This is a genomic window from Tabrizicola sp., assembly GCF_022842145.1.
In the GTDB taxonomy this organism is placed as follows: Bacteria; Pseudomonadota; Alphaproteobacteria; order Rhodobacterales; family Rhodobacteraceae; genus Tabrizicola.
In genome coordinates this window covers 62552-86968 of record NZ_JALHQD010000011.1, presented here as the reverse complement: position 1 = coordinate 86968, position 24417 = coordinate 62552, and the positions used below count along the sequence as shown (strand labels likewise).

The following is a 24417-nucleotide window of genomic DNA, read 5'->3' as shown; positions in this document are numbered from 1 at the left end:
CATCCCCACCGACATTCGGGGCTGCCGGATCCCGAACGTCAGGCTTTGACAATGCAGTCATCGTGCCGACCGTCCGCTAAGGCCCTACCGGCGCAGGGCGCGCCCCTCGGGACGGTCGATCCCCTCCGACAGCGTCAAGGCAGCACCGATGTCGACACCTAGTTGGCGCACCGTGCTCGCGACCGTTGACCGGATTGTGCCTGGAGTTCAATTTGGCAACCGTGCCGCTTTGCGCTAAATTCCGCGCCCTACTTCCTTAAGTCCCGTCCGCCTTCAACTGCGTCTTCATTGGAGGTCCATTTGCGGCTAAGGCCACCCGAAACACTCTGCGACTTCCCAATGCGGGGATAATGCGCCAGTGTTCCTTCATGGATGTAACCCGTGCAGCCAGTGCCACGAAAAAGCGTTTCTTTTCCGGAACGCACCGGACAGCCGATCCCACCGAGACCTGGGCGCGGATCGCCCCGATCCTTCCTGATGTGGGAATAACGCGGATCGCTGATGTGACCGGACTGGATGGCATCGGTATTCCGGTCTGCAATGCAATCCGTCCGAATGCACGCTCGCTTTCGGTATCCCAAGGCAAAGGAGTGACGCTGGCCCACGCGCGCGTTTCCGCTGCGATGGAAGCGATTGAGCTTTTCCACGCCGAACGCAGTTTCCGGGATGTCGAGAAAGCAAGCTACGCAAGGCTGGGGGCTGCACATGGGGTGGATCCCGGCCGTCTTTCGCTGTTGTCGGGACAGCAGAGCAACCTTGTGCATCGACCGCTTCACTGGGTGCGCGGCCTTGACCTGATTGCTGGTGGCCCCGTCAGGGTGCCGCGCGACGTTGTCGCTTGCGACCTGCGTCTGGACGCCCCCAGTGACGGAGTGTTTCTGACCAGTTCCAACGGGCTTGGCGCCGGCAACACCCGCGAGGAGGCCATCCTCCACGCTGTCTGCGAAGTGATCGAGCGCGATGCGACTTGCCTGCATCAGGCTCTTTCGGCAAGGGTCGGGTACGAGCCGGCGCTGATCGACCTGACGACGATCGATGACCCGTTGTGCCTTTGGCTGATGGACCGGATCGAGGCGGCAGAGATCGACCTGCACGTCTGGGCGCAATACAGCGATCTGGGCGTGCCGTCCTTTGGGTGCTCGATTTCCGATCGACCCGGAAGCCGGATCCTCGGGGCGCCCATCGGCACCTTTCAGGGCTATGGCTGTCATCCCGACCCAGGCGTGGCCCTCTCGCGCGCGATAACCGAGGCGGTGCAATCGCGATTGACCTACATCTCTGGCGCGCGCGACGATCTGTTTCGCGATGACTACGCCAGCATCCAGACTGTCCGAAACCGGCGCGGCTGGTTGGCCTGGCTGGAACGTGGCACCGTGGCAACCGACTTTCGCGACGTCGGTGGCTGGGCCAGCGATGATGTCGCGGTCGATCTTGGTGGGATCCTGGACCTGCTGGTCCGGCACGGTTTCGGTCAGGTGGTGGTGGTCGATCTCAGCATCGCGGACATCGGCATCCCTGTCGTGAAGGTTGTCGTGCCCGGCCTCGTCGAACCCGGCATCGACAACAAGGCAGCGCCGGGTGCTCGGATCGACGGATTTCTCGCAAGCTGGACGACACCGGTCCGTGTCGGTGCCCGGCGCAGAGGTGCGGTGGCATGAGCGGCGTCGTCGTCTTCCTGGGTCCGACGCTGGACCGGGCCGAGGCGCAGGACCGGCTGGCGGCGCGCTACCTGCCGCCGGTTTCCCAGGGTGATATCCTGTCGCTCGTCGCCGAAAAGCCGGACGCCATCGGGATCATCGACGGCTATTTCCAGCTTGTGCCGGCCGTCTGGCACAAGGAGATCCTGCACGCGCTGGATTGTGGCATCCCCGTTTTCGGTGCGGCCAGCATGGGCGCCTTGCGGGCGGCGGAACTGGATGCGTTCGGCATGGTCGGCGTCGGGCGCATTTACCAGTGGTACCGCAGCGGCTTCCTTGAAGCCGACGATGAAGTCGCGGTGATCCACGCCCCGCATGCCATCGGCCACCGTCCCCTGAGCGAGGCGATGGTCAATATCCGCGCGACGCTGGATCTTGCGGTGCGGGCGGGAACCCTGTCGCTGGAAAGCGCCCAAGCGCTGCTGAGTGTCTGCGCCGCCACGCCCTATTGGCAGCGCAGCCATCAGCGTCTGGTGGCGGATGCCGCCCGACTGGGCCTGCCGCGGGCGGAGGTCGACGCTTTGTCCGTCGCCCAGCGGGTCGATCAGAAGCGCCTTGACGCTTTGGAGATGCTGGACCTGCTGGCCGGCAATGCCTGGCAGCGCGTCGGGCGACCGGATTTCCGCTTCAACAGGACCACGAAGTTCGAACGCCTTGCCGACCGCGACACCTGCCTTGCCCGAGTTGGTGACGGTCGGATCACCACCGGTGCGCTGATCGATTTCTATCTGCTGGAAGGCTACCGTCTGGCCGAGGGCTCGGTGTCGCTTGCCCGTGCCCGCGCCCGCGCTCCGTTACCCCGGGTCATCGCGGCCTTGCGGGACGAAGGGATCTACGAGACCGTGCTGCAGGAAGCGGTTGCCTGCGACCAAAGCGACGGCCTGCGCCCCTGCGAAGGTCCCGACAGTGCGGTCGTGACGCGCTATTGTCAGCGGGCAGGACTGGACCCTGCGCGCAGACTGGCGGAACTGGCCGCAGCCGTTGGTTTCGCGGACCCGGACCGCTTTCTCGAACGGTTGCACCGGTTTTCACCGGTAAAGGTGAGCGCCTGATGGCCGAACATCCGCACGGGCCAGAAGACCACAGGTTTGACGCGGATTTCGTGCAGCGCTTTCACACAACCTTCGACGGCTCTTTCCCGGACGTCGAAACCACACTGGGTCCTAGCAGCTATGCCTTGCTGGCAGCCGAGGCGGAAGCGCTGGCGCAGAACGGGGCGGCGCCGGTGGTGCTTGATCTGGGTTGCGGCTCGGGTCGCCTGTCCGAGGTCCTGTTGCAACGCGGCCTGCCACCTCAAAACCTGATTGGCGTCGATTTTGTTGCCGAGCAGATCGAAAGGACCAGACAGCGCCTGAATCCGGCACCGGTGCGGCTGTTTCTGGCGCAATCGCAGGACTTGCCGTTGGAGGACGGCAGCATCGACTGCGTGCTGAACCACATGGGACTTGCGGTCATGATTCCGGTCGACGCGACCCTGAAGGAGGTCGGGCGCGTCTTGCGGACCGGCGGTCGGATGGCGGTTGTCGTGGACGGGCCGCCCAAGGAAGGCTCGATCGACAAGATTTACATTCAGATCCTGCGGGAAGCCGTGGCCGCAGAACAACCGCAGCTTCTGAAGGGTCTCGCCAGCGATCATGATATCTCGGACCCCGCCGTATTGGCCCATCTGGTTCATGTGCAGACCGGCATGATCCCGCATCGCGCGCCCCAGTCCTTTGAGCTTTTGATGCGGATGTCGGTCAGCGAATACCTCACGTTCCTCGAAGGCGAATACCTGATGCGCAGGTTGCGGGAGGTCGGCAGGCAGAAGGTGCGGCACGCAGTCCAGCGCCTTTTCGAAAGCCACGGTGAAGACCAGGTCGTCATTCCCCTGGCGATGCAGCTTATGGTGTTTGTAAAACCGCCTGCCTGACGCCGTGGGGCGCAAAGGGCTGATAGAGCGGCTCGGCGCGGCCAAGCGCCTCTGCGCTGATCCCCATTTCCCGGGCGCGGTCGCGCACGAACCCGGCCTCTCGGGCCATGGCGAAGGCGGTCGCAAGACGTTCTGCGGCGGCAAGGCAGCCAACTACCTGGGCCGATATCCCGCCTTGTGCAAACCAGTGCGCTGCGCAGGCGACCAGAATTCTGACGCGGCTGTTCATCCCCATTGATTCACCGGTGCGGGCGCTTTTTTCCGCCGCCTGCAGCCATGCCAGCGGGTCGTCGCCAAAACCCCGGGCGGCCAGAGCGTCAAGCGCGGTTTGCAGGTCCGCAGACAGGCTGCTGCGACGGCCCAGAAGCCCCGCAACCTCCAGATAGGTCAATCCGTGCTCGTGATCCGGTTCGCCTCCTTCGAGCACATCAAGATGGGCTGAAAGTGCGGCAATGGCGGCGGCGTCCTGACCCAATGCCGCTTTCGCCGATGCCAGATGCGGCAGGGTGTTGAACGGTATGCTGTCGCCCCCCAAGGCGCGACGTTCCATCATTGCCCGTTCATAAGCCTGAATTGCGCGGTGAAACGCGCCGGTTTCATGGTGCAGGCGCCCAATGAAATGATAGGTGAACCAGATCCCTGCCCGATCTCCGATTGCGCTGGATTCAAGCAAGGCCCGTTCGAAGATCTCCAGCGCCTCTTCGTGCTTGCCGATGGTGAAGAGGTCGATGCCAAGATTTGCGATCGGATAGACCAGCTCATTCCGGTTGCCGATCCGCTCCAGGATGGGGATGGCCCGTCTGTTGTATTCGATGGCCTTCTCGTAGGCGCCAAGCAACCCGTGAATCGAGGCGATGCCAGCCAGCGACACCCCGACGATGTTGTCTTCCTGCTCGCGCTCGGCCACGACCAGCGCCTCCTGATAGATCACCAGCGCGCGGGCATAGTCGCCGCTGTACTTGTACGTCCCGGCCAGGATGCCAAGCGCCTTGCACAGCATCAGTTCATTGCCTGATCGGCGGGCGATGGCGCGGGCAAGTTCCAGTCGCTCGCGGGCCCGGGCGAAATCACCCGACTGGCGCAGCACATCGCCCATGGCAATCAGGATCTCGATCTCCTGCGCGGGATCGTCGGCACCGAGGATCGCCGAAAGCCCGCTGTCCAGCGTCGCAAGCGCCTCTTCCCAGTCGCCGGTCAGAACCAGCAAGGCCCCAAGCCGTGCGGACAGGCGGACCTGCAAGCTCGTTTCGATCTCGGATTTCAGCAACATCCGGTAGTAGCGCACTGCGTTAGGCACATCATAGCTGTCATGCGCCATGTCGCCCGCCATGAGCAGGTAGCGCCGCGCCATCTCGGGCATTTCGGCGTGCTCGAAGTGGTAGGCCAGCGCACCCAGCCGCAAAAGGTCGGGCTTGCCCGCCAGCTGTTCCAGGGCCTGCGCCGCCTGCCGGTGCAGATTTCGCCGCACGACGACAAGCTGCATGTCATAGACGGAATCGCGCAGCATCGCATGTCGAAAGCGGAAGCGTCCCGGGGACTGCTCCTCCCAGATCTGCTGGGCCTGACCGGCCTCAAGCGCGGCCGCCACCATGCCGTCGTCGCCGAGCATCGCCGCCAGCAACGGAACCTCGAACTCGTAGCCCAGCACGGCGGCAACCTGGATGACCGACTTCAGCCGCGCCGGCAGGCGGTCAATGCGGGCCACGAGGACCCCGCTCAGACCCTGCGGAATATGGGCCGAGGCATCGGGGGCCAGCTCGACGCGCGCGGTCTGACCTGTCCCAAGACGTACAAAACCGCCTGAAGTGTTCAGCGTCAGTATAAGCTGTTCCAGGTAAAGCGGGTTTCCCGCAGTCTTCTCCAAAAGGTAATCCACCAGGCGGGTGGAGACCGGCGCGCCAAGGGCCGTTTCCGCAACCGCGCGAACGGCATCCGGTCCCAGCGCGCGCAGGGAAACCAGGGTCAGCAATCGTTCCGGCGCAAAGGGAAGCCCGGGGATTTCGCCGCTGTCGTCAAGCCTGCTGCTGGCAATCACCGCGACCGGCACTGCGCTCTGATCCGTCATCAGATGGAGGCTTTCCCGCGATTCCGCATCGAACGCATGTAGATCGTCGGCGATGACGATCAGCCTCCGCGAACCTGCAAGGGCCTGCAGCGCCACGATCATCGCCTGCGCGGTGTTGCTGGTCCGCAGTTCCGGGACCTGTGAAAAGGTCGAACCGGCCAGGTTCACATCCAGAAGAGCGGCAAGGAACGAACGCACAAAACCAAGCTCTTCCTTCAGAACGGCGCTGTCCGTGCCTGTCTGCAGGCGGTCGAACGCAGCATCGAACACGGTGCGCCGTTCATTGCCTGCCGCTACGCCAACCAGGCCCAGCAAATCCTCCAGCACTTTGCGGAACGGGCCGAACGGTCGTCCCAGACCTGTCTCGGCGGTCAACTGGATGATCTCGGCCGCTGGCGCATGGCCTTTTGTCCCCGCCGCAAGGATATGCTCTTCCAGCGCAGTCAGCACTGCGGTCTTGCCCGAACCGGCACTTCCGACGACGGCCGCGGCCCCGGCTCTGCCCGTCTGAAAGACATGATCCACCGCACCAAGCAGTTCGGAAATCTCCTGCTCGCGTTCGACGATCCCGCCCGACGTGGCAAGCCTGGACTGGCTGTCTTTGCGTTTGCCCAGGGCATAGACCGGCTGGGGCTCGGAAAATCCCTTCAGTTCCAGATTGCCTACGAACTCAGTCTCGAAACGCTCCAGCGCGTGATCGCGTGCAGCCTTGTCCAGATAAAGCGTGCCGGGCCGTGCCGCCGACATGAACCGGGCCGCAAGGTTCACATGGCGGCTTGAGCAGGTATAGACCGCCTGGCGCGTCGATCCCGAAAAGCCCGCATGCGCGAGCCCGCAGGTCAATCCGGCGCTGATCGTCAGATCGAGCCGGGCCATGACATGACTGCAAAACTCCAGCGCGCGCCCGATGTCGTCTTCGGTGGCAATCGGTGCGCCCCAGAAGATCATCGCCGTACAACCCTTGTCGCCGTCCGTCAGCCCGTTCACGCAGCCACCGAAACGGTCCTGCGCCTCGAATATCGCCTGGACGAACCGGTCAAGATCGCGCTGGGGAAACTCCAGTTTCAGAAACAGGTTCGTTGTCTGGCGGAATTCCCCGGTGCCGCTGGCCGTGGCGATACTCTCCGGGACGAAATCCAGGACCAGGGGATCGACCGTGACGCGCGCGGGTTCAAGCATCGAGGGAAGCGGCAGGTTATCCACATTCTCGACGTTGCGCGCGGCTGCGTCCCCGGTGGCCGTCGTCGTGGCGGCGTCGGCGAATTTGGCAGCGGCGCTCAGGGTCGCAAACAGATCTCCCAGACCGGCAAGCTGGCGAACTTTCGCAACCTCCACGATCGGGGTCCCGTCGAAGTAGTAGACGTGACGGCGGCGACGAGGATCACCGAAGATGCGCCAGCGCACCTGCCCCTCTGCGATGCCGATACGGGCCTTGATGTCGAACGTGCCGAACGGAGTGCGGAACTTGTGGCGCGACCGGATCGTCTGGCGCATTTCCCATCCGGCCGCCAGACCGCGCCGCACTGCATCATCCAGGCCCGGCCCCTGCGGGAACAGGGCCAGAAATCCGTCGCCCACATAGCTTGCAACAAAGCCCCCATATTCATGCACGCAGGAGGTAAGCGGCTCGAATATGGCGCGGATGATATCTGCCAGAAGCTCCGCGCCCTCGGGACCGCGCAGGCTTAAGGCGTCGGTCACACGCGAAAAGCCGGAAATGTCGATGTCGATCGCGCAGGCGTCAATCACGCCGTCAGTCCGCCCCGCCCGATGGTGATTCAAAATGAATTCTGGGCAGAGCGGGCGTGCAACGGCCTGCTCACGGTGGCGGTTCAGCGATTGCAGGTCAGGCTTGACGGTCAAACACCCTCCATAGTTCCGAACGGTCCGGGGCCAGACGCTCAGTTCCTCATTCGGTGTCTGCGCGTCGGCCCGTCACTTCTTGCGCTTTGCGGGCTTCTGGCCGGGCTTTACCGGCCGCTTCGGCGGACGTGGTCCATCGCCGTCTTCGGTGGCCCTGCGCCCACCCGCCACGCGACGGCCCGCTGCATCGGCAGCCGTCGGACCCTCGTCATCTCCGACCCGCCGGGCGTCGGACGTCCGGCGTCCAGCGGCATCAGCGGCTTCCGGGCCGTTCTCATCCACAATCCGGCGCGCTTCGGTCGTGCGACGGGCCTCGGCGTCCAGGGCCATCGGATCTTCGTCATCGATGATCCGCCGCGCTTCGGCCGTGCGACGTGCCACGGACTCCGCACTTGAAAAGTCGCTGTCGTCGACAATGCGACGCGCGGCCCCGACCCGTCGCGCGGCTGCGTCCGCTGGAAGACCGGCGTCTCCGAAGACGCGTCGACCATCGGCAGCCCGCCACGGCGCGGCGCCGTCCGCATGTGCGGGCAGCCCGGAGAAGGCTACCGTGCCCTGATCGGACAGGATGGGCGGATGGCCGGTCTCCCCCGCCGCCCAGGCAGTCAGCAAGGCATCGGCCGTGGGCTTTGGCGGCAGCGGCAGGGTCAGGCGGTCCATCCGCGTCAAGGACGAGCCGCTCATCGACCAGCTTGTCCCACCCTCCTCGACGACGACTTCCGCACCGGTCGGCACGGCAAGCCCCACGGCCCGCAATGCGGCCGCGGGATCAGCGAGAAGTTCCTGCTTGAAGGTTTCGTCGGTCCAGGCCCGGGCAATGATCTTCGAGATGCGCAGAACCCAAAGGTGCCATTCTGCCACCTCAAGCGGGTGCAGGATGTCGCCTTCGGAACCGCTTTGTACCATTGATCAATCGCCCTGAACGAGAATGCCTTCTGCAGGCCAAGCCCGCGGACGACCATACCGCGCCGGTAAATTCAGGCAACCCTGCATAAAGTGGTAAACAAAGGGTTAACGGGTGCTTTCCGACCTGCTGCGTGTTCCCTGGGCCGGGATTTCGCATTGCGCGCTGTTTGTCGACCGCTTTGCGCTCACTTACTGGGCAGTTGCGCGCCAGCTTTGGCTCTTTGAGTCTCGCGATCCTTTGGCGCGCGAAAATTCTCCCGGCCGCTAGCCGCTTTGCGCCATGTCCGACTTCCCGGACCAGACTGCCCGGATACAGTTGTTGCTTGAATACGGCCTATTGGCAGGGTCAACTGCGGCAATGAACAGTGCTCCCATCCTTTCCTGGGCCGATTGTGCCGCCCGCCTTGTCGCCGTCGCAGCCGGTCGGGCCGCGGCCGATCTGGTCATCCGGGGCGGCACGCTTGTGAACGTCCAAAGCCGCGAACTCTTGCCCGGCTGGCAGGTCGCGGTGGCCGAGGGGCGGTTCGCCTATGTCGGGCCGGATGCGTCGCACTGCATCGGACCACGGACCAGGATCGTCGATGCCACCGGTCAGTTCCTGATCCCCGGCCTTTGCGACGGGCACATGCATATCGAATCCGGCATGCTGACCCCGGCCGAGTTCGCGGCGGCGGTGATCCCGCACGGCACCACGACGATCTTCCATGATCCGCATGAAATCGCGAATGTGCTGGGTCTCCTCGGTGTGCGGATGATGCATGACGAGGCGCTTTTGCAGCCGATCAACATCTTCACTCAGATGCCCTCCTGCGCGCCCTCGGCCCCGGGGCTGGAGACGACGGGCTACGAGATCGGTCCCGACGATGTGGCCGAGGCGATGCGCTGGCCCGGCATCATCGGTCTGGGCGAAATGATGAACTACCCCGGCGTGATCAACGGCAGCCAGCAGATGCTGGAGGAAATCGCGGCCACGATGCGCGCGGGCAAGACAGTCGGCGGCCATTACGCCAGCCCAGACCGGGGCATTGCCTTCCATGCCTATGTGGCGGGCGGTCCGTCGGATGACCACGAGGGCACGCGAGAGTCCGATGCAATCGACCGCGTCCGGCAGGGGATGCGGTCGATGCTGCGGCTGGGTTCGGCCTGGTACGACATCGAAAGCCAGATCACCGCGATCACGGAAAAGGGCCTTGATCCGCGCAACTTCATTCTGTGCACCGATGATTGCCATTCCGGCACCCTGGTGCATGACGGCCACATGAACCGCGCCGTCCGCCATGCGATCGCCTGCGGCTGCGATCCGCTGATCGCGCTGCAGATGGCGACGATCAACACCGCCACCCATTTCGGGCTGGAGCGCGAGTTGGGCTCCATCGCCCCCGGGCGCCGCGCGGATGTGATCCTGACCTCGGATCTGCGCGACCTGCCGATCGAGGCGGTCTTTGCGCGCGGCATCCAGGTGGCAGAAGGCGGGCGCCTGACCGCGACTTGTCCGCACTACGACTGGCCAAAGGAGGTGCGGGCAACAGTGCGCCTGGGCCGGGCGAAGACGGCGGACGACTTCGCGATTGCGGCTCCGTCCGGGGCGGCCCGCGTTACGGCGCGGGTGATCGGCGTGGTCGAGAACCAGGCCCCGACCCGCGCCCTGACCGCCGATCTCGCGGTGACAGGCGGCAGGGTCGAAGCGCAGGATGACGTGGCCCAGATCGCCCTGGTCGAGCGGCATCAGGCGACCGGACAGGTGGTCAATGCCTTCGTCTCGGGCTTCGGCTACACGGGGCGGATGGCGCTTGCCTCGACGGTGGCCCATGACAGCCACCACATGATCATCGTCGGCACCGACCGCGACCAGATGGCGCTGGCCGCGAACCGTCTGGCACAGATCGGCGGCGGCGCGACCCTTTGGCGCGACGGGGAAGAACTGGCATTGGTCCCGATGCCCATTGCCGGCCTGATGTCCGACCGCCCCGCGCGGGAGGTGGCCGACAAGGCGCAGGCCCTGGTCGCCGCGATGGCCGACTGCGGCTGCACCTTGAACAACGCCTACATGCAGCATTCCTTGCTGGCGCTGGTGGTGATCCCCGAACTGCGTATCTCGGACAAGGGGCTCATCGACGTCACCCAATTCGCGGTGACGGATCTGTTCGTTCCAGGACACTGACGCACATGCTCGGGGGCCGGTAGCCTTAGCCTCCGGCCCATCTTTTTCGGGCTGTCAGTTGGTCAGCAGATAGTAGCTGTTCCGCGACCCGCCCAGATTCTGCACGGTGACGTAGAAGTAGCCGTCCCAGGCCGGGGTCCAGTCGCAGTACAGCTTGTCGGACCAACTGACATCGTAGCAGATGACGTTGCCGTTTTCGTCCGTCACGGCCACATCCAAGTTTGCGTCCCCGTCGCCGACCACCGCAATCTCGGCGTAGGAGTTGCCGTAATAGGGGATCTCCCAGACGTCGGTCTGGCCCGATGGCAACCGCGACACCCACTCGACTGCGCCACCGATCCGCCCGCGCGAGCCTTCGGCCAGCGCGTCGTCGACCAGGCCCAGCAGCGCCTCGTCATCGGCCGCCAATTCGCGGGCCCTGGCGAACATCGCCTCGGCGGTCACCGGACTGTCGGCTGCGCCTTCGTCTTCGTTCGCGGCGGTGAAGAAGGTGGCCTTTGCGGCCGGGCGGGGTTCGCCTTCGTTCATCATCGGTGCCGGAGCGGCTGGGACCGGTGCGGGCGCCGCCTTCCGCTTGGCGAAGGTGGTCTGGTCGGGACCGACCTCGATGATTACGGGGTCCAATGCTGCCGCCTCGGCCGACGTCACCTCGACCGACGCGGCAAGCTTTGCTGCGGCGAGCACCGTGACCGCATCGCCCTGGGCCATACCCACGGCATAAAGCTCTTGTGCCAGCCCCAACGTCGAAGCGCCTCCCGGGGTCGCACCCGCGGCTGCGGCACCGACATTGGGGCCGGACTTGTCTTGGGCAACAGAGGGCAGGGCTACGGCGACCAGCGCCGTGGTGGCAAGGGCAAGTGAAATTCCTTTAAGCATCATGTCGGCCTTTATACGTTGGCCGTCCTGCCAGGGGACGGAATGCAGAGATACTGGCAGGCGTCCCCCTGCTTGAGAAGGCAGGTATCCATGACAAATTCCGTCATCTGCATCAGTTCCCGACCAGCCGATAGCTGTTCCGGATGGTGCCGCTGTTCTTCACCCTCACGGTGAAAAAGCCGTTGCGGGCCGGGGTGAAGCGGCACAATGCCGATGCGACGCCTGCCGGGACCGCGCAAACCACGTTTCCGCTGTCATCGGCAACGGTCAGGCTCAGCGCGCTGTCACCGTCGCCGATCAGGCCCAGTTCGGCTTCCGTCTGCCCCGCCAGCACCAGCCGCCAGTCGTCGGCCTGCCCGCCGTCCAGCGTCGCTGCGGCATCGATCGCGGTCGCGCGGCGACCGTGCGGCAACTGGGCGTCCAGATCATAGACCAGGTCCTGCAGATCGGGATCGTCCCCCGCCAGACCCTGCGCGATGGCGATGGCCTCCGGTCCCGCCGGATTCGGCGCGCCGGATCGCCCGTCGGGTTGGTCCGGGACGGGCGGACCTTCCGTCGTTCGGGTCCAGGCTGCCGGCGGGCGCAGGGTCACGTCGCGGGCCAGGCGGATGGCAGTGATAAGCACCACCGGATCGCCGGTCCGCAGCGCGCTTTCATAAGTCTGCTGGGCCAGGACCAGCCGTGCCGCCGCACCCGGCACACCCTTTGGGTCCGGCGCAAGGTTCGGGGCCTCAGCCCGCGCGAAGAGGCTGAGGACAAGGATAATGACTGTGAAAAGGAAGGGGAGGCGCATCGGGCTTTCTTGTGATTGACCGCGAGTCTGGCAAAGCTGCGGGCCAGGGACAAGACCGGAAAGCTTTCCGCCCCACCGGTTTCGCGTTAGCAGAAGCCAGAGAGGTGACCCATGCGCGATATCCTGGACCGGCTTCTGGCCTTCGACACCGTCAGCTCCAAGCCCAACATGGCGTTGATGGACTATGTCCGCAGCCTGCTTCAGGGCGCGGGGTTGCGCGTCACGCTGGTGCCGGACCCCGCGGGAGGCAAGGCGAACCTCTTTGCCTCGACCGGGCCAGAGGCTGGCGGGGGCGTCATGCTGTCCGGCCATACCGACGTGGTGCCGGTCGAGGGGCAGGTCTGGACCAAGCCTCCCTTCGCGCTGACCGAAGCGGACGGCCGCTACTATGGGCGCGGGGCCGCGGACATGAAGGGCTTCGTCGCCTGCGCTATCGAGGCGATGCTGCTGGCGGCAGGCCGTCCGTTGAAGGTGCCGCTGCACCTGGCGCTGTCCTATGACGAGGAGATCGGCTGCATGGGCGTGCGGTCGCTGATCGACATGCTGGAAAAGGCCCCGGTGAAGGCCCGCTTCTGCATCGTGGGCGAGCCGACGGGGATGCAGGTCGCCACGGGTCACAAGGGCAAGGTGGCGCTGCGGGCAACCTGCATCGGACGGGAAGGGCACTCCGCCCTGGCCCCGCTGGCGCTGAACGCCCTGCATCTGGCGGGGGATTTCCTGACGGCGGCGCGGCGATTGCAGGCCGAGGTTGCGGCGACGGGGTTGCAGGATGCGGACTACGACGTGCCCTACACGACGCTGCACGTGGGAAAGATGCAGGGGGGCGTGCAGGTCAACATCGTGCCGAACCATGCCACCCTGGATTTCGAGATCCGGTCACTGGCGGGCGAGGATGTGGCAGGCCTGATCCGGCGGCTGGAGGTCGAGGCGGAGGCGATCATCGCGCCGTTTCGGGGGGAGTTTCCCGAGGCGGCGATCCGGGTGGAGAGGCTGTGGGACTATCCCGGCCTCGGTACCCCTGCGGACGCCGAGGTGGTGCGGTTCGTCAAGGGGCTGACGGGGGCGAATGGGACGATCAAGGTGGCCTTTGGGACGGAAGGGGGGCTCTTCGATGCCCGTCTGGGCATTCCGACGGTGATCTGCGGGCCGGGGTCGATGGCCCAGGGTCACAAACCGGACGAATTCGTCTCGGTCGAGCAGGTCGAGCGGTGCCGGGCGATGCTGGCGGCGCTGGTGGGCCGGCTGGAGGCGGGCATCTGACTGGGGTGCCCACGCGTGGCGTGAGTTGAACGACGATTGAAATCAATGGGTTGGATGCGGACGTTAGGCCTTTATCAACCGTGATCTTTCCGGTAATTGGCCCCGCACGCGCTTTCGTTCGGGCGTGAAAGCGCCGCGTTTTCTGCGATGCAGCAGATAAGGCCGCCCCGCACCTGTCAATCCGTCGGCACCGCCCCATATGTATGGAAGCGGGCTATCCGTCCGCACAAAGGACTTTCATGAACATTGTTGAAACGGCTGCCGGTAACCCGGCTTTCTCGACGCTTGTTACCGCCCTGACTGCGGCCGACCTGACCTCTGCTTTGGGCGGCACCGGCCCCTTCACCGTCTTCGCCCCGTCGAATGACGCCTTCGCCAAGCTGCCTGCTGGCACCGTCGAGGACCTTGTCCTGCCGGCCAACAAGGACAAGCTGGTTGCGATCCTGAAACTGCATGTCGTCTCGGGCAAGCACATGGCGGCGGACTTCACCGACAAGACCGCTGACGTGGCCACCCTTGGCGGCGAGAAAGTCACCATCACCGGCAAGGACGGTGCCGTACATGTTGGCGCAGCCAAGGTCAGCTCGGCTGACGTGGATGCATCGAACGGGGTGATCCACGTGATCGACACCGTGATGATGCCCGCCTGACCCAAGGGTCGGCGGAGTTGCGAGTGCTGGGGGCCGGTGGCCCCCTTTTTCATGCCATGAGGGAGAGTCGGTCTGAAGCCCGACCTACTGCAGCGCCTTCAGCCGATCAGCCTCGGCCTTGCCGATGCGGTAGTGGCCGGTCATCGGGTAGGCGAAGAGGATATCCTCTTCCTTCGCCCCCGCGCCGATGTTGTGCAGGATCAGCGGCACGCCCGCATCCGTCCGACGGTCCGAGACGATGCCGATGTGGTCCAGGTTGCCGGGCAGTTTCCAGCTGATGATGTCGCCGGGCAGGTAGGGGGCAGGCCCCTCCTCCAGCGGCACCTCGGCCCCGATGCGGGCGAAGAGCGTTTGCAGGTTTGGTACCCGGCGGTGGTCGATGTTGCGGTCGGGATGGGTCAGGCCCCAGAGTGCGGGATAGGCCGCGAAGTCCGTCTTCATGTCCCGGTTCACCGCAAGCTGCAGGTCAACCCCCCAACCGTCCCGCAGGGCGCGGATCACCACGTCGGTGCAAACGCCCCGGTCGCGGGGCAGGTCGCCGCCCGGAAACTCCAGCGCGACATAGGCCGGGTCATAGGTCACGGTCACGCCCACTTGGTCCCGCGCGGCGGCGGTCAGGCGCGAAGGTTCCGACCCCGCAAAGGCCGGGGCGGCAAGCGCAATGGACAGGATAAGGGCCAAGGAACGCATGGGACGAATCATGCCCTGTTCACGCGTCCGTGGGTAGTCCGGATTTCCCGTGATCGGGATGGGCTGGCACCTTTCCGCCGGGGCCGGTAAGAGTTCCGTGATGGCAATCACCCTCACCTCCCTGGCCGATTTGGCGACGCATGGTTTCGATGACATCATCGACGTGCGCGCACCGGCCGAATTTGCCGAGGATCACCTGCCGGGCGCGATGTCGCTGCCCGTTCTGGACGACGAGGAGCGGGCGCAAGTCGGCACGATCTACAAACAGGTTTCCCCCTTTTCCGCCCGCAAGATCGGTGCAGCCCTGGTCGCGAAGAACGCCTCCATTCATCTGCTGGGACCCTTGGCCGACAAGCCGGGGGGCTGGCGGCCGCTGGTGTATTGCTGGCGGGGCGGGCAACGTTCGGGGTCGTTCGCGACGATCCTTGGCCAGATCGGCTGGCGGGTGGAGACTTTGGTCGGCGGCTACAAGACCTGGCGCGGCCTCGTGGTGCACGAGGTTTATGACACTCCCGTGAGGGCGCCGGTCGTGGTGCTGGACGGCAATACCGGGTCGGCCAAGACCGACGTCCTGAACCTGCTGCCCGGTTTCGGGCTGCAGGTGATCGACCTTGAGGGCCTTGCGCGGCATCGGGGTTCGCTGTTCGGATCAATCGGTCCGCAGCCGTCGCAGAAGGCCTTCGAAGGGGCTTTGGCTCTGGCCTTGGCCGGACTGGACCCCTCGCGGCCCGTGGTGGTCGAAGCGGAAAGCTCCAAGATCGGCAACTGCCGCCTGCCTCCGGAAATCTGGAAGGCAATGGTCGCCGCCCCGCGCGTGGCGATTGCCGCACCCCGTCTGGTGCGGGCGGAGTATCTGGCGCGGGCCTATGCCGACCTCACCTGTGACGCGGGGCGGTTGGCGGCAACGGTGGGTTTGTTGCGCCCCTCGCATCCGGCGGAGGTGATCGACGCGTGGTTGGCTCTGGCAGCCTCGGGGCAGTTTGCCACCCTGGCCGACGGGCTGATGGAACGCCATTACGACCCGCGTTACGGCAAGCACCGTGACCGGATGGCAGTGCCGCTGACCGAAGTTGCAGCCCCTGACCTGCGGCCCGAGGCTTTGCCGGAGATCGCCGCCCAAGTGGCCGAAGCGGTGAAGCGGCTGGTTTGACCGGGCGGAACGTGGCAGTATGTTCTGCCTTTGTTCATGCCCTGAGTCGCCGCCAATGCCCTTCGTCGAGTTGTCTGCCCTGACGAATTTCACCTTCCTCACCGGGGCCTCGCACCCCGAGGAGATGATCCTGCGTGCTGCCGAGATGGGGATGGAGGCGATTGCGGTGGCCGATGTGAACTCGGTCGCCGGGATCGTGCGGGCGCATACCAAATCGCGGGAACTGGCGCGGGATGGCGGGCCGAAGGTGCGGCTGATCCCGGCGGCGCGGGTGGTGCTGGAGGACGGGTTCCAGGTGACGTGTCTCCCGCGCGACCGGGCCGGGTGGGGGCGGCTGTCGCGGCTTCTGAGCCGGGGCCGGTTGCGGGTGGTGAAGGGGGAGTGTCGGCTGGAACTGGCGGACCTCCTGGAGTGGGGCGACGGGATGGAGCTTCTGGTCCTGCCCCCCGACCAGCGGTTGACTCTGGCGGCGGTGGGCGAGGCGATGGAGGCGCGGCTTTGGCGCGCCCATGTCGTCCGGCTGGCGGCGCGGTTTCCGGGGCAGGTGAGCCTGGGGATGGCGCCGCGCTATGACGGGCAGGATCAGGGACGGTTCCAGCGGTTGACGAAGGCGGCGGGGGCGCTGGGCGTGCCGGTGGTGGCGACGGCGCTTCCGTCCTTGCACCACGGGCGGCGGCGGCGGTTGGCGGATGTGCTGACGGCGATCCGGCTGGGGGTGCCGGTGGACAAGCTGGGCCGCAAGGCCTTGCCGAACAACGAGGGGCGCTTGCGGTCGGAGGCCGAGATGCTGCGGTTGTTTGCCGGGCACGAGGCGGCGGTTTTGCGCGCGGGGGAGGTGGCGGCGCGGGCGGCGTTCTCGCTGGACGAGTTGCAGTATGAATATCCGTCCGAGGTTTCGGGGGGCGAAACCGCGGCTGAGCGATTGGCGCGGCTGGCCGAGGCGGGGCTGGAGTGGCGCTATCCCGAAGGCCCCCCGGACCGGGCGCGGGCGCAGATGGCGCATGAATTGGCGCTGATCGGCAAGCTGCGGTACGAGCCTTATTTCCTGACCGTCCACGACATCGTGGCCTTCGCCCGCCAGCGCGGCATCCTGTGTCAGGGGCGGGGCTCGGCGGCGAATTCGGTCGTGTGCTACGCGCTGGGCGTGACCTCGGTGTCGCCGGAAATCGGGACGATGGTGTTCGAGCGGTTCATTTCGGAAGCGCGGAATGAGCCGCCGGACATCGACGTCGATTTCGAGCATGAGCGGCGGGAAGAGGTGATCCAGCACATCTACGAACGCTACGGCCGCCACCGGGCGGGGCTGTGCGCCACGGTGATCCACTATCGCGGCAAGCGCGCGGTGCGCGAGGTGGGGCGGGCGATGGGCCTGTCGGAGGATACGCTGGCCGCCATGTCCAGCCAGATCTGGGGCTGGGGCGGGCCTGGGGCGGTGACCGAGACGCGGCTGAAGGAGATCGGGCTGGACCCGACCGACCACCGGCTGACCCAGACCATGCAGCTGATCGACGAGATCCAGGGCTTTCCCCGGCATCTGTCGCAGCACGTCGGCGGGTTCATCATCACCGAGGGCCGGCTGGATGAGTTGTGCCCGGTGGAAAACGCCACGATGGAGGACCGGACGGTCATCCCCTGGGACAAGGACGACATCGACACGCTGAAGATCCTGAAGGTGGATATCCTGGCGCTGGGAATGCTGTCCTGCATCCGCAAGGCCTTCGACCTTCTGGACAAGCACCACCACCAGCGGTTCTCGCTTGCCACCCTTCCGCCCGAGGATGCCGAGACCTACCGGATGCTTTGCCGGGCCGATAGCCTTGGCGTGTTCCAGGTGGAAAGCCGGGCGCAGATGAACTTTCTGCCGCGGATGAAGCCGAAGTGCTTTTATGACCTGGTGATCCAGGTGGCGATCATCCGGCCGGGGCCGATCCAAGGGGATATGGTGCACCCGTTCCTGCGGCGGCGGAATGGGCAGGAGCAGGTCAGCTTCCCCTCGGACGAGCTGGGAAAGGTGCTGGGCAAGACGTTGGGGGTGCCCCTGTTCCAGGAACAGGCGATGCAGATCGCCATCGTCGGCGCGGGGTTCAGCCCCGACGAGGCGGACCGGCTGCGGCGGTCTTTGGCTACGTTCAAGAAGCATGGCAACGTCAGCGAATTCAGCGACCGGTTCATCGGGGGGATGCTGGCCAAGGGCTATGACGAGGACTTTGCCCGGCGCTGTTTCGCGCAGATCGAAGGGTTCGGCAGCTACGGCTTCCCCGAAAGCCACGCCGCCAGCTTTGCGCTGCTGGTCTATGCCTCGGCCTGGATCAAGCGGCATCATCCCGGCATCTTTGCCTGTGCGCTGCTGAATTCCCAGCCGATGGGCTTCTACGCCCCGGCCCAGATCGTCCGCGACGCACGGGAACATGGCGTCACCGTCCTGCCGCCCTGCATCCAGTCCAGCCATTGGGACAACCGGATGGAATGGCTGAACCGCGCCGGCAAGGCCCCGGAACTGGCGCTGCGCCTTGGCTTCCGGCAGATCAAGGGCATCGCCGAGGAGGAGGCCCGCTGGATCACCGGGGCGCGCGGGAACGGCTACCTGACGGTCGAGGATGTCTGGCGCCGGGCCGGGGTCGGCCCCGCGACGCTAAGCCGACTGGCCGAGGCCGATGTCTTCGCCGCGCTGGGCCTTGGCCGCCGCGATGCGCTTTGGGCTTCGGCGGCGCTGGCCAAGGACTCCCCGCTCCCTCTGTTTGCCAACGACATCGAGGGCGAGGGGATCGTTGAACCCGCCGTCCGCTTCCGCGAGATGACCACGGGCGAGGCGGTGGTGGAGGATTACGTTGCCATGCGCCTGACCCTGCGCGCCCATCCGATGGCGCTGCTGCGACCCTGGCTGGACGCTGCCTGAACGGGGGAGCCGTCGTCGGGGCCATCGAGGCCCCGCCAACGGCGCATCCGCGGGACAGAAGGAACCGCAACATCTTGGGGATAACGGGGCAAGGACCGCCCATATGCGGGGGGTCCGGGTTGACTCCTGCCGGTCCCGGCGGGAACATCCCGCACCCGACTCGGAAGTGTCCCCGTGCGCCTGACCAAACTGCGTCTCAACGGCTTCAAAAGCTTTGTCGACCCCACGGATCTGGTGATCCACGAGGGGCTGACCGGCGTGGTTGGCCCGAATGGCTGCGGCAAGTCCAACCTTCTGGAAGCCCTGCGCTGGGTCATGGGCGAGAACCGTCCCAGCGCGATGCGCGGTGGCGGGATGGAGGACGTGATCTTCAACGGGGCCGCGACGCGGGGGGCCCGGCACTTTGCCGAGGTCGCGCTGGTGATGGACAACCAGGACCGGCTGGCCCCCTCGGGCTTCAACGACGCCGACCAGATCGAGATTGTCCGCCGCATCACCCGGGACGCGGGCTCGGCCTATCGTTGCAACGCCAAGGACATCCGCGCCCGCGACGTGCAGATGCTGTTCGCCGACGCCTCCACCGGCTCGCACAGCCCGGCTTTGGTGCGGCAGGGGCAGATTTCGGAACTGATCAACGCCAAGCCCAAGGCCCGCCGCCGGGTGCTGGAAGAAGCCGCCGGGATCAGCGGGCTTTACGCGCGGCGGCATGAGGCGGAACTGAAGCTGGCCGGCACAGAGCAGAACCTTCTGCGCGTCGATGACGTGCTGGAGAACCTGGCGCAGCAGTTGTCGGTCCTGACCCGGCAAGCCAAGCAGGCGGCGCGGTATCGCGAGATTTCCGAGGAACTGCGGAAGTCCGAGGGGATGCTTCTGTGGCGGCGCTGGCGCGAGGCGGATGAGGCGCGGTCGCAGGCGGAAGCTGCGCTGCGCGAACGTCTGATCGCCCAAAGTCAGGCCGAGGCGGCGTCCCGCGGGGCCGGAAAGGCGCGCGAGACTGCCGAGGACGCGCTGCCGCCGAAGCGCGAGGAGGAGGCCATCGCGGCGGCCATCCTGCAGCGTCTTGTCCTGCAACGCGACGCGCTGGGCGACCAGGAGGCCCGCGCGCTGGCGCAGATCGACGCCTTGCGCGGCCGGATCGACCAGCTGACCCGCGACATGGAGCGCGAGGCGGGCCTGAACCGCGACGCCGGTGAGGTGATCGAGCGGCTGGAGTGGGAGATCGAGCAGCTGGCCCGCGCCCACGACGGGCACGAGGAAAAGCTGGCCGAGGCGGTGGAAGCCGCGCGGGAAGCGGGCGCGGTGCTGGCGGAACGCGAGGCCTCGCTGTCCGAAGTGACCGAAGATGCCGCACGCCTTGCCGCCCGGCACCAGTCGACGCAGCGGATGCTGGCGGATACCCGGTCGGTGCTGGATCGGGCCGAGGATCAGGCCGCCACGGCGCGCGAGGCCGTGGCCTCTGCGGCCGGTGCGCTGGAAGCCGCCGGAGAGGCCTTCGAGGCCGCCGAAGAAGCGCAGGAAGCCGCGCTGGCCGAGGGCGAGGCGACCGAAGCAGCGCTGGAAGCGGCCGAAGTTGCGCGGGGCGAAACGCAGGGCCGCGAGGCCGAGGCACGGGCGGCGCGGTCCTCGGCCGAGGGCGAGGCCAATGCCCTGCGGGCCGAAGTGGCCGCCCTGGCGCGTCTGGTGGAACGGGAATCGCAGGCCGGGCATCAGCTTCTGGACCGGCTGGAGGTGGAGTCCGGCTTCGAGAAGGCAATTGGCGCGGCACTGGCCGACGACCTCCGCGCGCCCGAGGTCGATGCCGGGGCCCGGTCCGGCTGGGCGGTGCTGGCGCCCTATGGCGATACGCAGCCTTTGCCAGCCGGGGCCAAGCCCTTGGCGGCGCATGTGACCGCTCCGGCAGTCCTTGCGCGGCGCTTGTCGCAGATCGGGTTTGTCACCCGCGAACAGGGCTTCGCCTTGCAATCCGGCCTGCGGCCCGGTCAGCGGCTGGTCAGTATCGAGGGCGATCTCTGGCGCTGGGACGGGTTCCGCGCGGGGGCCGAGGACGCCCCCTCTGCGGCGGCGTTGCGGCTTCAGCAGTTGAACCGCCTGGTGCAGCTGAAGCGGGACCTGGAGGACGTGGCGGCCCGGGCCGAGGGTGCCCGTCAGGCGCATGAGGCGCTGCAGGCGCGGCTGGCGGAACTGGCAACGGCAGACCAGCGGGCCCGGGATGCGCGGCGCGCGGCGGATGCGCGGCTGGCCGAAGCGAACCGTGCGCTTGCCCGCGCCGAAGCCGACCGCTCCATCACCGGGGGCAAGCTGGAAGCCGCAAGGCTGGCGGTCAGCCGGTTCGAGGACGAGGCAATGGGGGCCCGCGCCCGGCTGAAAGAGGCCGAGGCGGCGGTGGCCGAGCTTGGCGATCTGGATTCCGCGCGGGGGGCGGTCGAGGCTGCGAAGATAACCGTCGAGGCGGCGCGGATCACCATGATGACCCGGCGTTCGTCCCAGGACGAAGTGCGGCGCGAGGGCGAGGCCCGCGTCCGGCGGCGGCAGGAAGCGGTTAAGGAACTGTCAGGCTGGAAGCACCGGCTGGAGACGGCTTCGAAGCGGACGGAAGAGCTGACCGAACGCCGTGCCGAAACCCAAGAGGAACTGGCCGAAGCGATGCTGGCCCCCGAAGAGATCGCCGCCAAGCGCGACGAGCTGGTCGATGCCATCGCCGATGCCGAGGACCGCCGCCGCAAGGCCGCCGATGCGCTGGCCGACGCCGAAGGGGCCCTGCGTGACGCATCGATGGCCGAGCGCGAGGCCGAACGGCAGGCCGGTGAGGCTCGCGAAACCCGCGCACGGGCCGAGGCCCGGCTGGATGCCGCGCGTGAGGGTGTCGCCCTGGCCGCGGAACGCATCGCCGAGGAGGACGACCGCACTCCCGACGAGCTTCTGGCCAGCCTGCGCACCGACCCCGACAAGATGCCCGATGCCGAGACGCTGGACCAGGACGTCGGCCGCCTGAAGCGCCAGCGGGAGGCTTTGGGCGCGGTGAACCTGCGGGCTGAAGAGGACGCCAAGACCGTCGAGGCGGAATATGACGCGCTGGCGGGGGAGAAGGCGGACCTGGAAGAAGCGGTCAAGAAGCTCCGCGCCGGGATCGCGGGCCTGAACAAGGAGGGCCGCGAGCGCCTGCTGACCGCCTTCGAGCAGGTGAATGCGAACTTCTCGACCCTCTTCACCCACCTTTTCGGTGGCGGAGAAGCGCGTCTGGTGCTGGTCGAATCCGACGATCCACTGGAAGCCGGTCTGGAGATCCTTTGCCAGCCGCCGGGGAAAAAACTGGCAACGCTCAGTCTTCTGTCGGGCGGCGAGCAGACCCTGACCGCGCTGGCGCTGATCTTCGGCGTCTTCCTGGCCAACCCCGCCCCCATCTGCGTGCTGGACGAGGTCGACGCGCCCCTGGACGACGCCAACGTGACCCGCTTCTGCGACCTTCTGGACGAGATGACCCGCCGCACCGAAACGCGCTTCCTGATCATCACCCACCACGCCGTGACGATGGCCCGGATGGACCGGTTGTTCGGCGTGACGATGCAGGAACAGGGGGTTTCGCAGCTGGTCTCCGTCGACCTGAAGAAGGCCGAGGCGCTGGTCGCTTAAGGAGCCGACACGGTATAGGTTGGTTAACCATCCAGCCTTACCCCTGGTCCCGCCGCAAACCCTTGCGGTGAACGGAGGTGAGGAAACTGGAGGAATAGCACTATCGAAAGTGGATGGTGTGGATCGCGGCGGCAACGCTGTTGATCGGCATCATCCGCCTTCTGATCTGGGCCTGACCCTGAAATGAAGGAGACCCGGCGGAGTTGCACCTTCGCCGGGTCGTTTTCAAGGTGAGGACCCTGAAAGATAGTCACTACCGAATGCGAAGGATGATGGGCATTCCCTACCAAATTGTAAAGTCCGACGCGGGCGCATGGTTAACTGGTTGGTAGGCAGAATCAGGCAGAACAGGACGTGAACACACCGTCCCGAGGTCCGCCATGCAGTTGCTTCTCTCCACCACCACGATCCTTGTCCTGTTTGCTTGGGCGCAGGAGCAAGTCTCCGCTATCCCCGTCGGCTGGTCGCCCTTCGCCGCGGTTGAGGCTGCCGTCGCCCCCTGACCCCTCACGATCACGCGCCGTGGCGAAAACGGCGGTGGAGGTGGCGAAAAGCGATGGCTTCCTGTGACCCGACGGGCCTAGAACCGTGGGAAGCAGGAGAACCGACGTGCGCTATTCCGGATTTCGCGTGATCGCCGAGGCACTGACCGGCCATAAAGGCTGGAAACCCGTCTGGCGCGACCCCACACCCCAAGCCGAATACGACTACATCATCATCGGCGGTGGCGGCCACGGGCTTGCCACGGCCTATTACCTTGCCAAGGAATTCGGCCAGGCCCGCATCGCGGTGCTGGAAAAAGGCTACCTCGGCGGCGGTAACGTGGGCCGCAACACCACGATCATCAGGTCGAACTACCTTCTGGACGGAAACGAACCGTTCTACGAATTCTCGCTGAAGCTCTGGGAGGGGCTGGAGCAGGACTTCAACTACAACGCCATGGTAAGCCAGCGCGGGATCATCAACCTGATCCACACCGACGCGCAGCGCGACGCGGCCACCCGGCGCGGCAATGCGATGATGATGCACGGCGCGGATGCGCGGCTTTTGTCGCGTGAAGACGTCCGCCAGATGTACCCCTGGCTGAACTTCGACAACGCCCGCTTCCCGATCAAGGGCGCCCTGATGCAGCCGCGCGGCGGCACGGTGCGGCATGACGCGGTGGCCTGGGGCTATGCGCGGGGCGCCGACCGGCGCGGGGTCGATCTGATCCAGAACTGCGAAGTCACCGGCATGCGGATCGAGAACGGCCGCATCCGGGGGGTCGAAACGACGCGGGGCTTCATCGGCGCGAAGAAGGTCGGCGTGGCGGTGGCGGGATCGTCCTCGAAGGTCATGGCCCATGCCGGAATGCGCCTGCCCATTGAATCCCACGTGCTGCAAGCCTTCGTCTCCGAGGGCCTGAAACCCCTGATCGACGGCGTGATGACCTTCGGCGCTGGCCACTTCTACGTCAGCCAGTCCGACAAGGGCGGCCTAGTCTTCGGCGGCGACATCGACGGCTACAACTCCTACGCCCAACGCGGCAACCTGCCGGTGATCGAGGACGTTGCCGAGGGCGGTATGGCGCTGATGCCCGCCATCGGCCGTGTCCGCCTGCTGCGCAGCTGGGGCGGGATCATGGACATGTCGATGGACGGCTCGCCCATCATCGACAAGACCCATGTCGAGGGCCTGTATTTCAACGGCGGCTGGTGCTACGGCGGCTTCAAGGCCACCCCGGCCTCGGGCTGGGCCTTCGCGCACCTCTTGGCCAAGGATGAACCCCATAAGACCGCCACGGCCTACCGTTTCGACCGGTTCCACAAGGGACTGATGATCGACGAAAAGGGCCAGGGCGCCCAGCCGAACCTGCATTGACGGAAATT

16 protein-coding genes are annotated in these 24417 nt (G+C 66.1%); 11 read left to right on the top strand and 5 right to left on the bottom strand.

Features of this window, described 5'->3' with window-relative positions; genetic code table 11:
- Positions 1-368 precede the first annotated feature (368 nt).
- From Q0C42_RS20155 to Q0C42_RS20145, 3 genes are read left to right on the top strand one after another with little or no spacing between them, the layout of a single operon-like run.
- Positions 369-1658, top strand: coding sequence for a YcaO-like family protein (locus Q0C42_RS20155; RefSeq protein ID WP_295080372.1), 1290 nt, complete (start codon positions 369-371; stop codon positions 1656-1658).
- Positions 1655-2749 carry a TfuA-like protein gene (locus tag Q0C42_RS20150; RefSeq protein ID WP_295080370.1) on the top strand — a complete coding sequence of 365 codons (1095 nt, stop codon included), beginning with the start codon at positions 1655-1657 and terminating at the stop codon, positions 2747-2749. Before Q0C42_RS20155 ends, Q0C42_RS20150 begins: the two co-directional genes overlap by 4 nt.
- Positions 2749-3609, top strand: coding sequence for a class I SAM-dependent methyltransferase (locus Q0C42_RS20145; RefSeq protein WP_295080367.1), 861 nt, complete (start codon positions 2749-2751; stop codon positions 3607-3609). Before Q0C42_RS20150 ends, Q0C42_RS20145 begins: the two co-directional genes overlap by 1 nt.
- Here Q0C42_RS20145 and Q0C42_RS20140 read toward each other — a convergent pair.
- The gene (locus Q0C42_RS20140) at positions 3581-7423 is read right to left on the bottom strand and encodes a tetratricopeptide repeat protein (protein ID WP_295080364.1); all 3843 of its coding nucleotides are present in this window, start codon (positions 7421-7423) and stop codon (positions 3581-3583) included. The two genes, Q0C42_RS20145 and Q0C42_RS20140, sit on opposite strands and share 29 nt — an antisense overlap.
- Positions 7424-7609: 186 nt before the next feature.
- Complete coding sequence (locus tag Q0C42_RS20135) at positions 7610-8443, bottom strand: nitrile hydratase subunit alpha (RefSeq protein ID WP_295080363.1); 834 nt, start codon at positions 8441-8443, stop codon at positions 7610-7612.
- 358 nt (positions 8444-8801) lie between these two features.
- On the opposite strand from Q0C42_RS20135, the gene ade reads away from it, so the two are divergent.
- Positions 8802-10604, top strand: coding sequence for an adenine deaminase (gene ade / locus Q0C42_RS20130; protein WP_295080360.1), 1803 nt, complete (start codon positions 8802-8804; stop codon positions 10602-10604).
- 54 nt (positions 10605-10658) lie between these two features.
- Here ade and Q0C42_RS20125 read toward each other — a convergent pair whose 3' ends face one another.
- Both Q0C42_RS20125 and Q0C42_RS20120 read right to left on the bottom strand, forming a co-directional pair.
- Complete coding sequence (locus Q0C42_RS20125) at positions 10659-11480, bottom strand: hypothetical protein (protein ID WP_295080357.1); 822 nt, start codon at positions 11478-11480, stop codon at positions 10659-10661.
- A gap of 112 nt (positions 11481-11592) precedes the next feature.
- A complete protein-coding gene (locus Q0C42_RS20120) occupies positions 11593-12273 on the bottom strand; it encodes a hypothetical protein (RefSeq protein WP_295080355.1) in 681 nt (226 codons plus the stop codon).
- Between the two features lie 111 nt (positions 12274-12384).
- Between Q0C42_RS20120 and argE the strand changes: the two genes are divergently transcribed.
- Together argE and Q0C42_RS20110 are read left to right on the top strand one after the other, a co-directional pair.
- Positions 12385-13533, top strand: a complete 1149-nt coding sequence (gene argE / locus Q0C42_RS20115; RefSeq protein ID WP_295080352.1) for an acetylornithine deacetylase — start codon at positions 12385-12387, stop codon at positions 13531-13533.
- A gap of 239 nt (positions 13534-13772) precedes the next feature.
- Entirely contained in the window at positions 13773-14183 is a 411-nt protein-coding gene (locus tag Q0C42_RS20110; protein WP_295080350.1) for a fasciclin domain-containing protein, read from the top strand.
- Positions 14184-14267: 84 nt separating this feature from the next.
- On the opposite strand, the gene Q0C42_RS20105 is transcribed toward Q0C42_RS20110, so the two are convergent.
- Positions 14268-14873 carry a DUF1287 domain-containing protein gene (locus tag Q0C42_RS20105; RefSeq protein ID WP_295080347.1) on the bottom strand — a complete coding sequence of 202 codons (606 nt, stop codon included), beginning with the start codon at positions 14871-14873 and terminating at the stop codon, positions 14268-14270.
- A gap of 100 nt (positions 14874-14973) precedes the next feature.
- On the opposite strand from Q0C42_RS20105, the gene mnmH reads away from it, so the two are divergent.
- The 5 genes from mnmH to Q0C42_RS20080 all read left to right on the top strand — a co-directional run bounded on the left by mnmH (position 14974) and on the right by Q0C42_RS20080 (position 24409).
- The gene (gene mnmH / locus Q0C42_RS20100; RefSeq protein WP_295080345.1) at positions 14974-16023 is read left to right on the top strand and encodes a tRNA 2-selenouridine(34) synthase MnmH; all 1050 of its coding nucleotides are present in this window, start codon (positions 14974-14976) and stop codon (positions 16021-16023) included.
- 55 nt (positions 16024-16078) lie between these two features.
- Positions 16079-18919 carry an error-prone DNA polymerase gene (locus tag Q0C42_RS20095; protein WP_295080342.1) on the top strand — a complete coding sequence of 947 codons (2841 nt, stop codon included), beginning with the start codon at positions 16079-16081 and terminating at the stop codon, positions 18917-18919.
- Between the two features lie 174 nt (positions 18920-19093).
- Positions 19094-22549 (top strand): chromosome segregation protein SMC, encoded by a 3456-nt coding sequence (gene smc, locus Q0C42_RS20090; RefSeq protein WP_295080339.1) that lies wholly within the window; start codon positions 19094-19096, stop codon positions 22547-22549.
- A gap of 380 nt (positions 22550-22929) precedes the next feature.
- Positions 22930-23052, top strand: coding sequence for a hypothetical protein (locus Q0C42_RS20085; RefSeq protein WP_295080336.1), 123 nt, complete (start codon positions 22930-22932; stop codon positions 23050-23052).
- Between the two features lie 106 nt (positions 23053-23158).
- Entirely contained in the window at positions 23159-24409 is a 1251-nt protein-coding gene (locus Q0C42_RS20080) for a sarcosine oxidase subunit beta family protein (RefSeq protein ID WP_295080333.1), read from the top strand.
- The last annotated feature ends 8 nt before the right edge of the window (positions 24410-24417 follow it).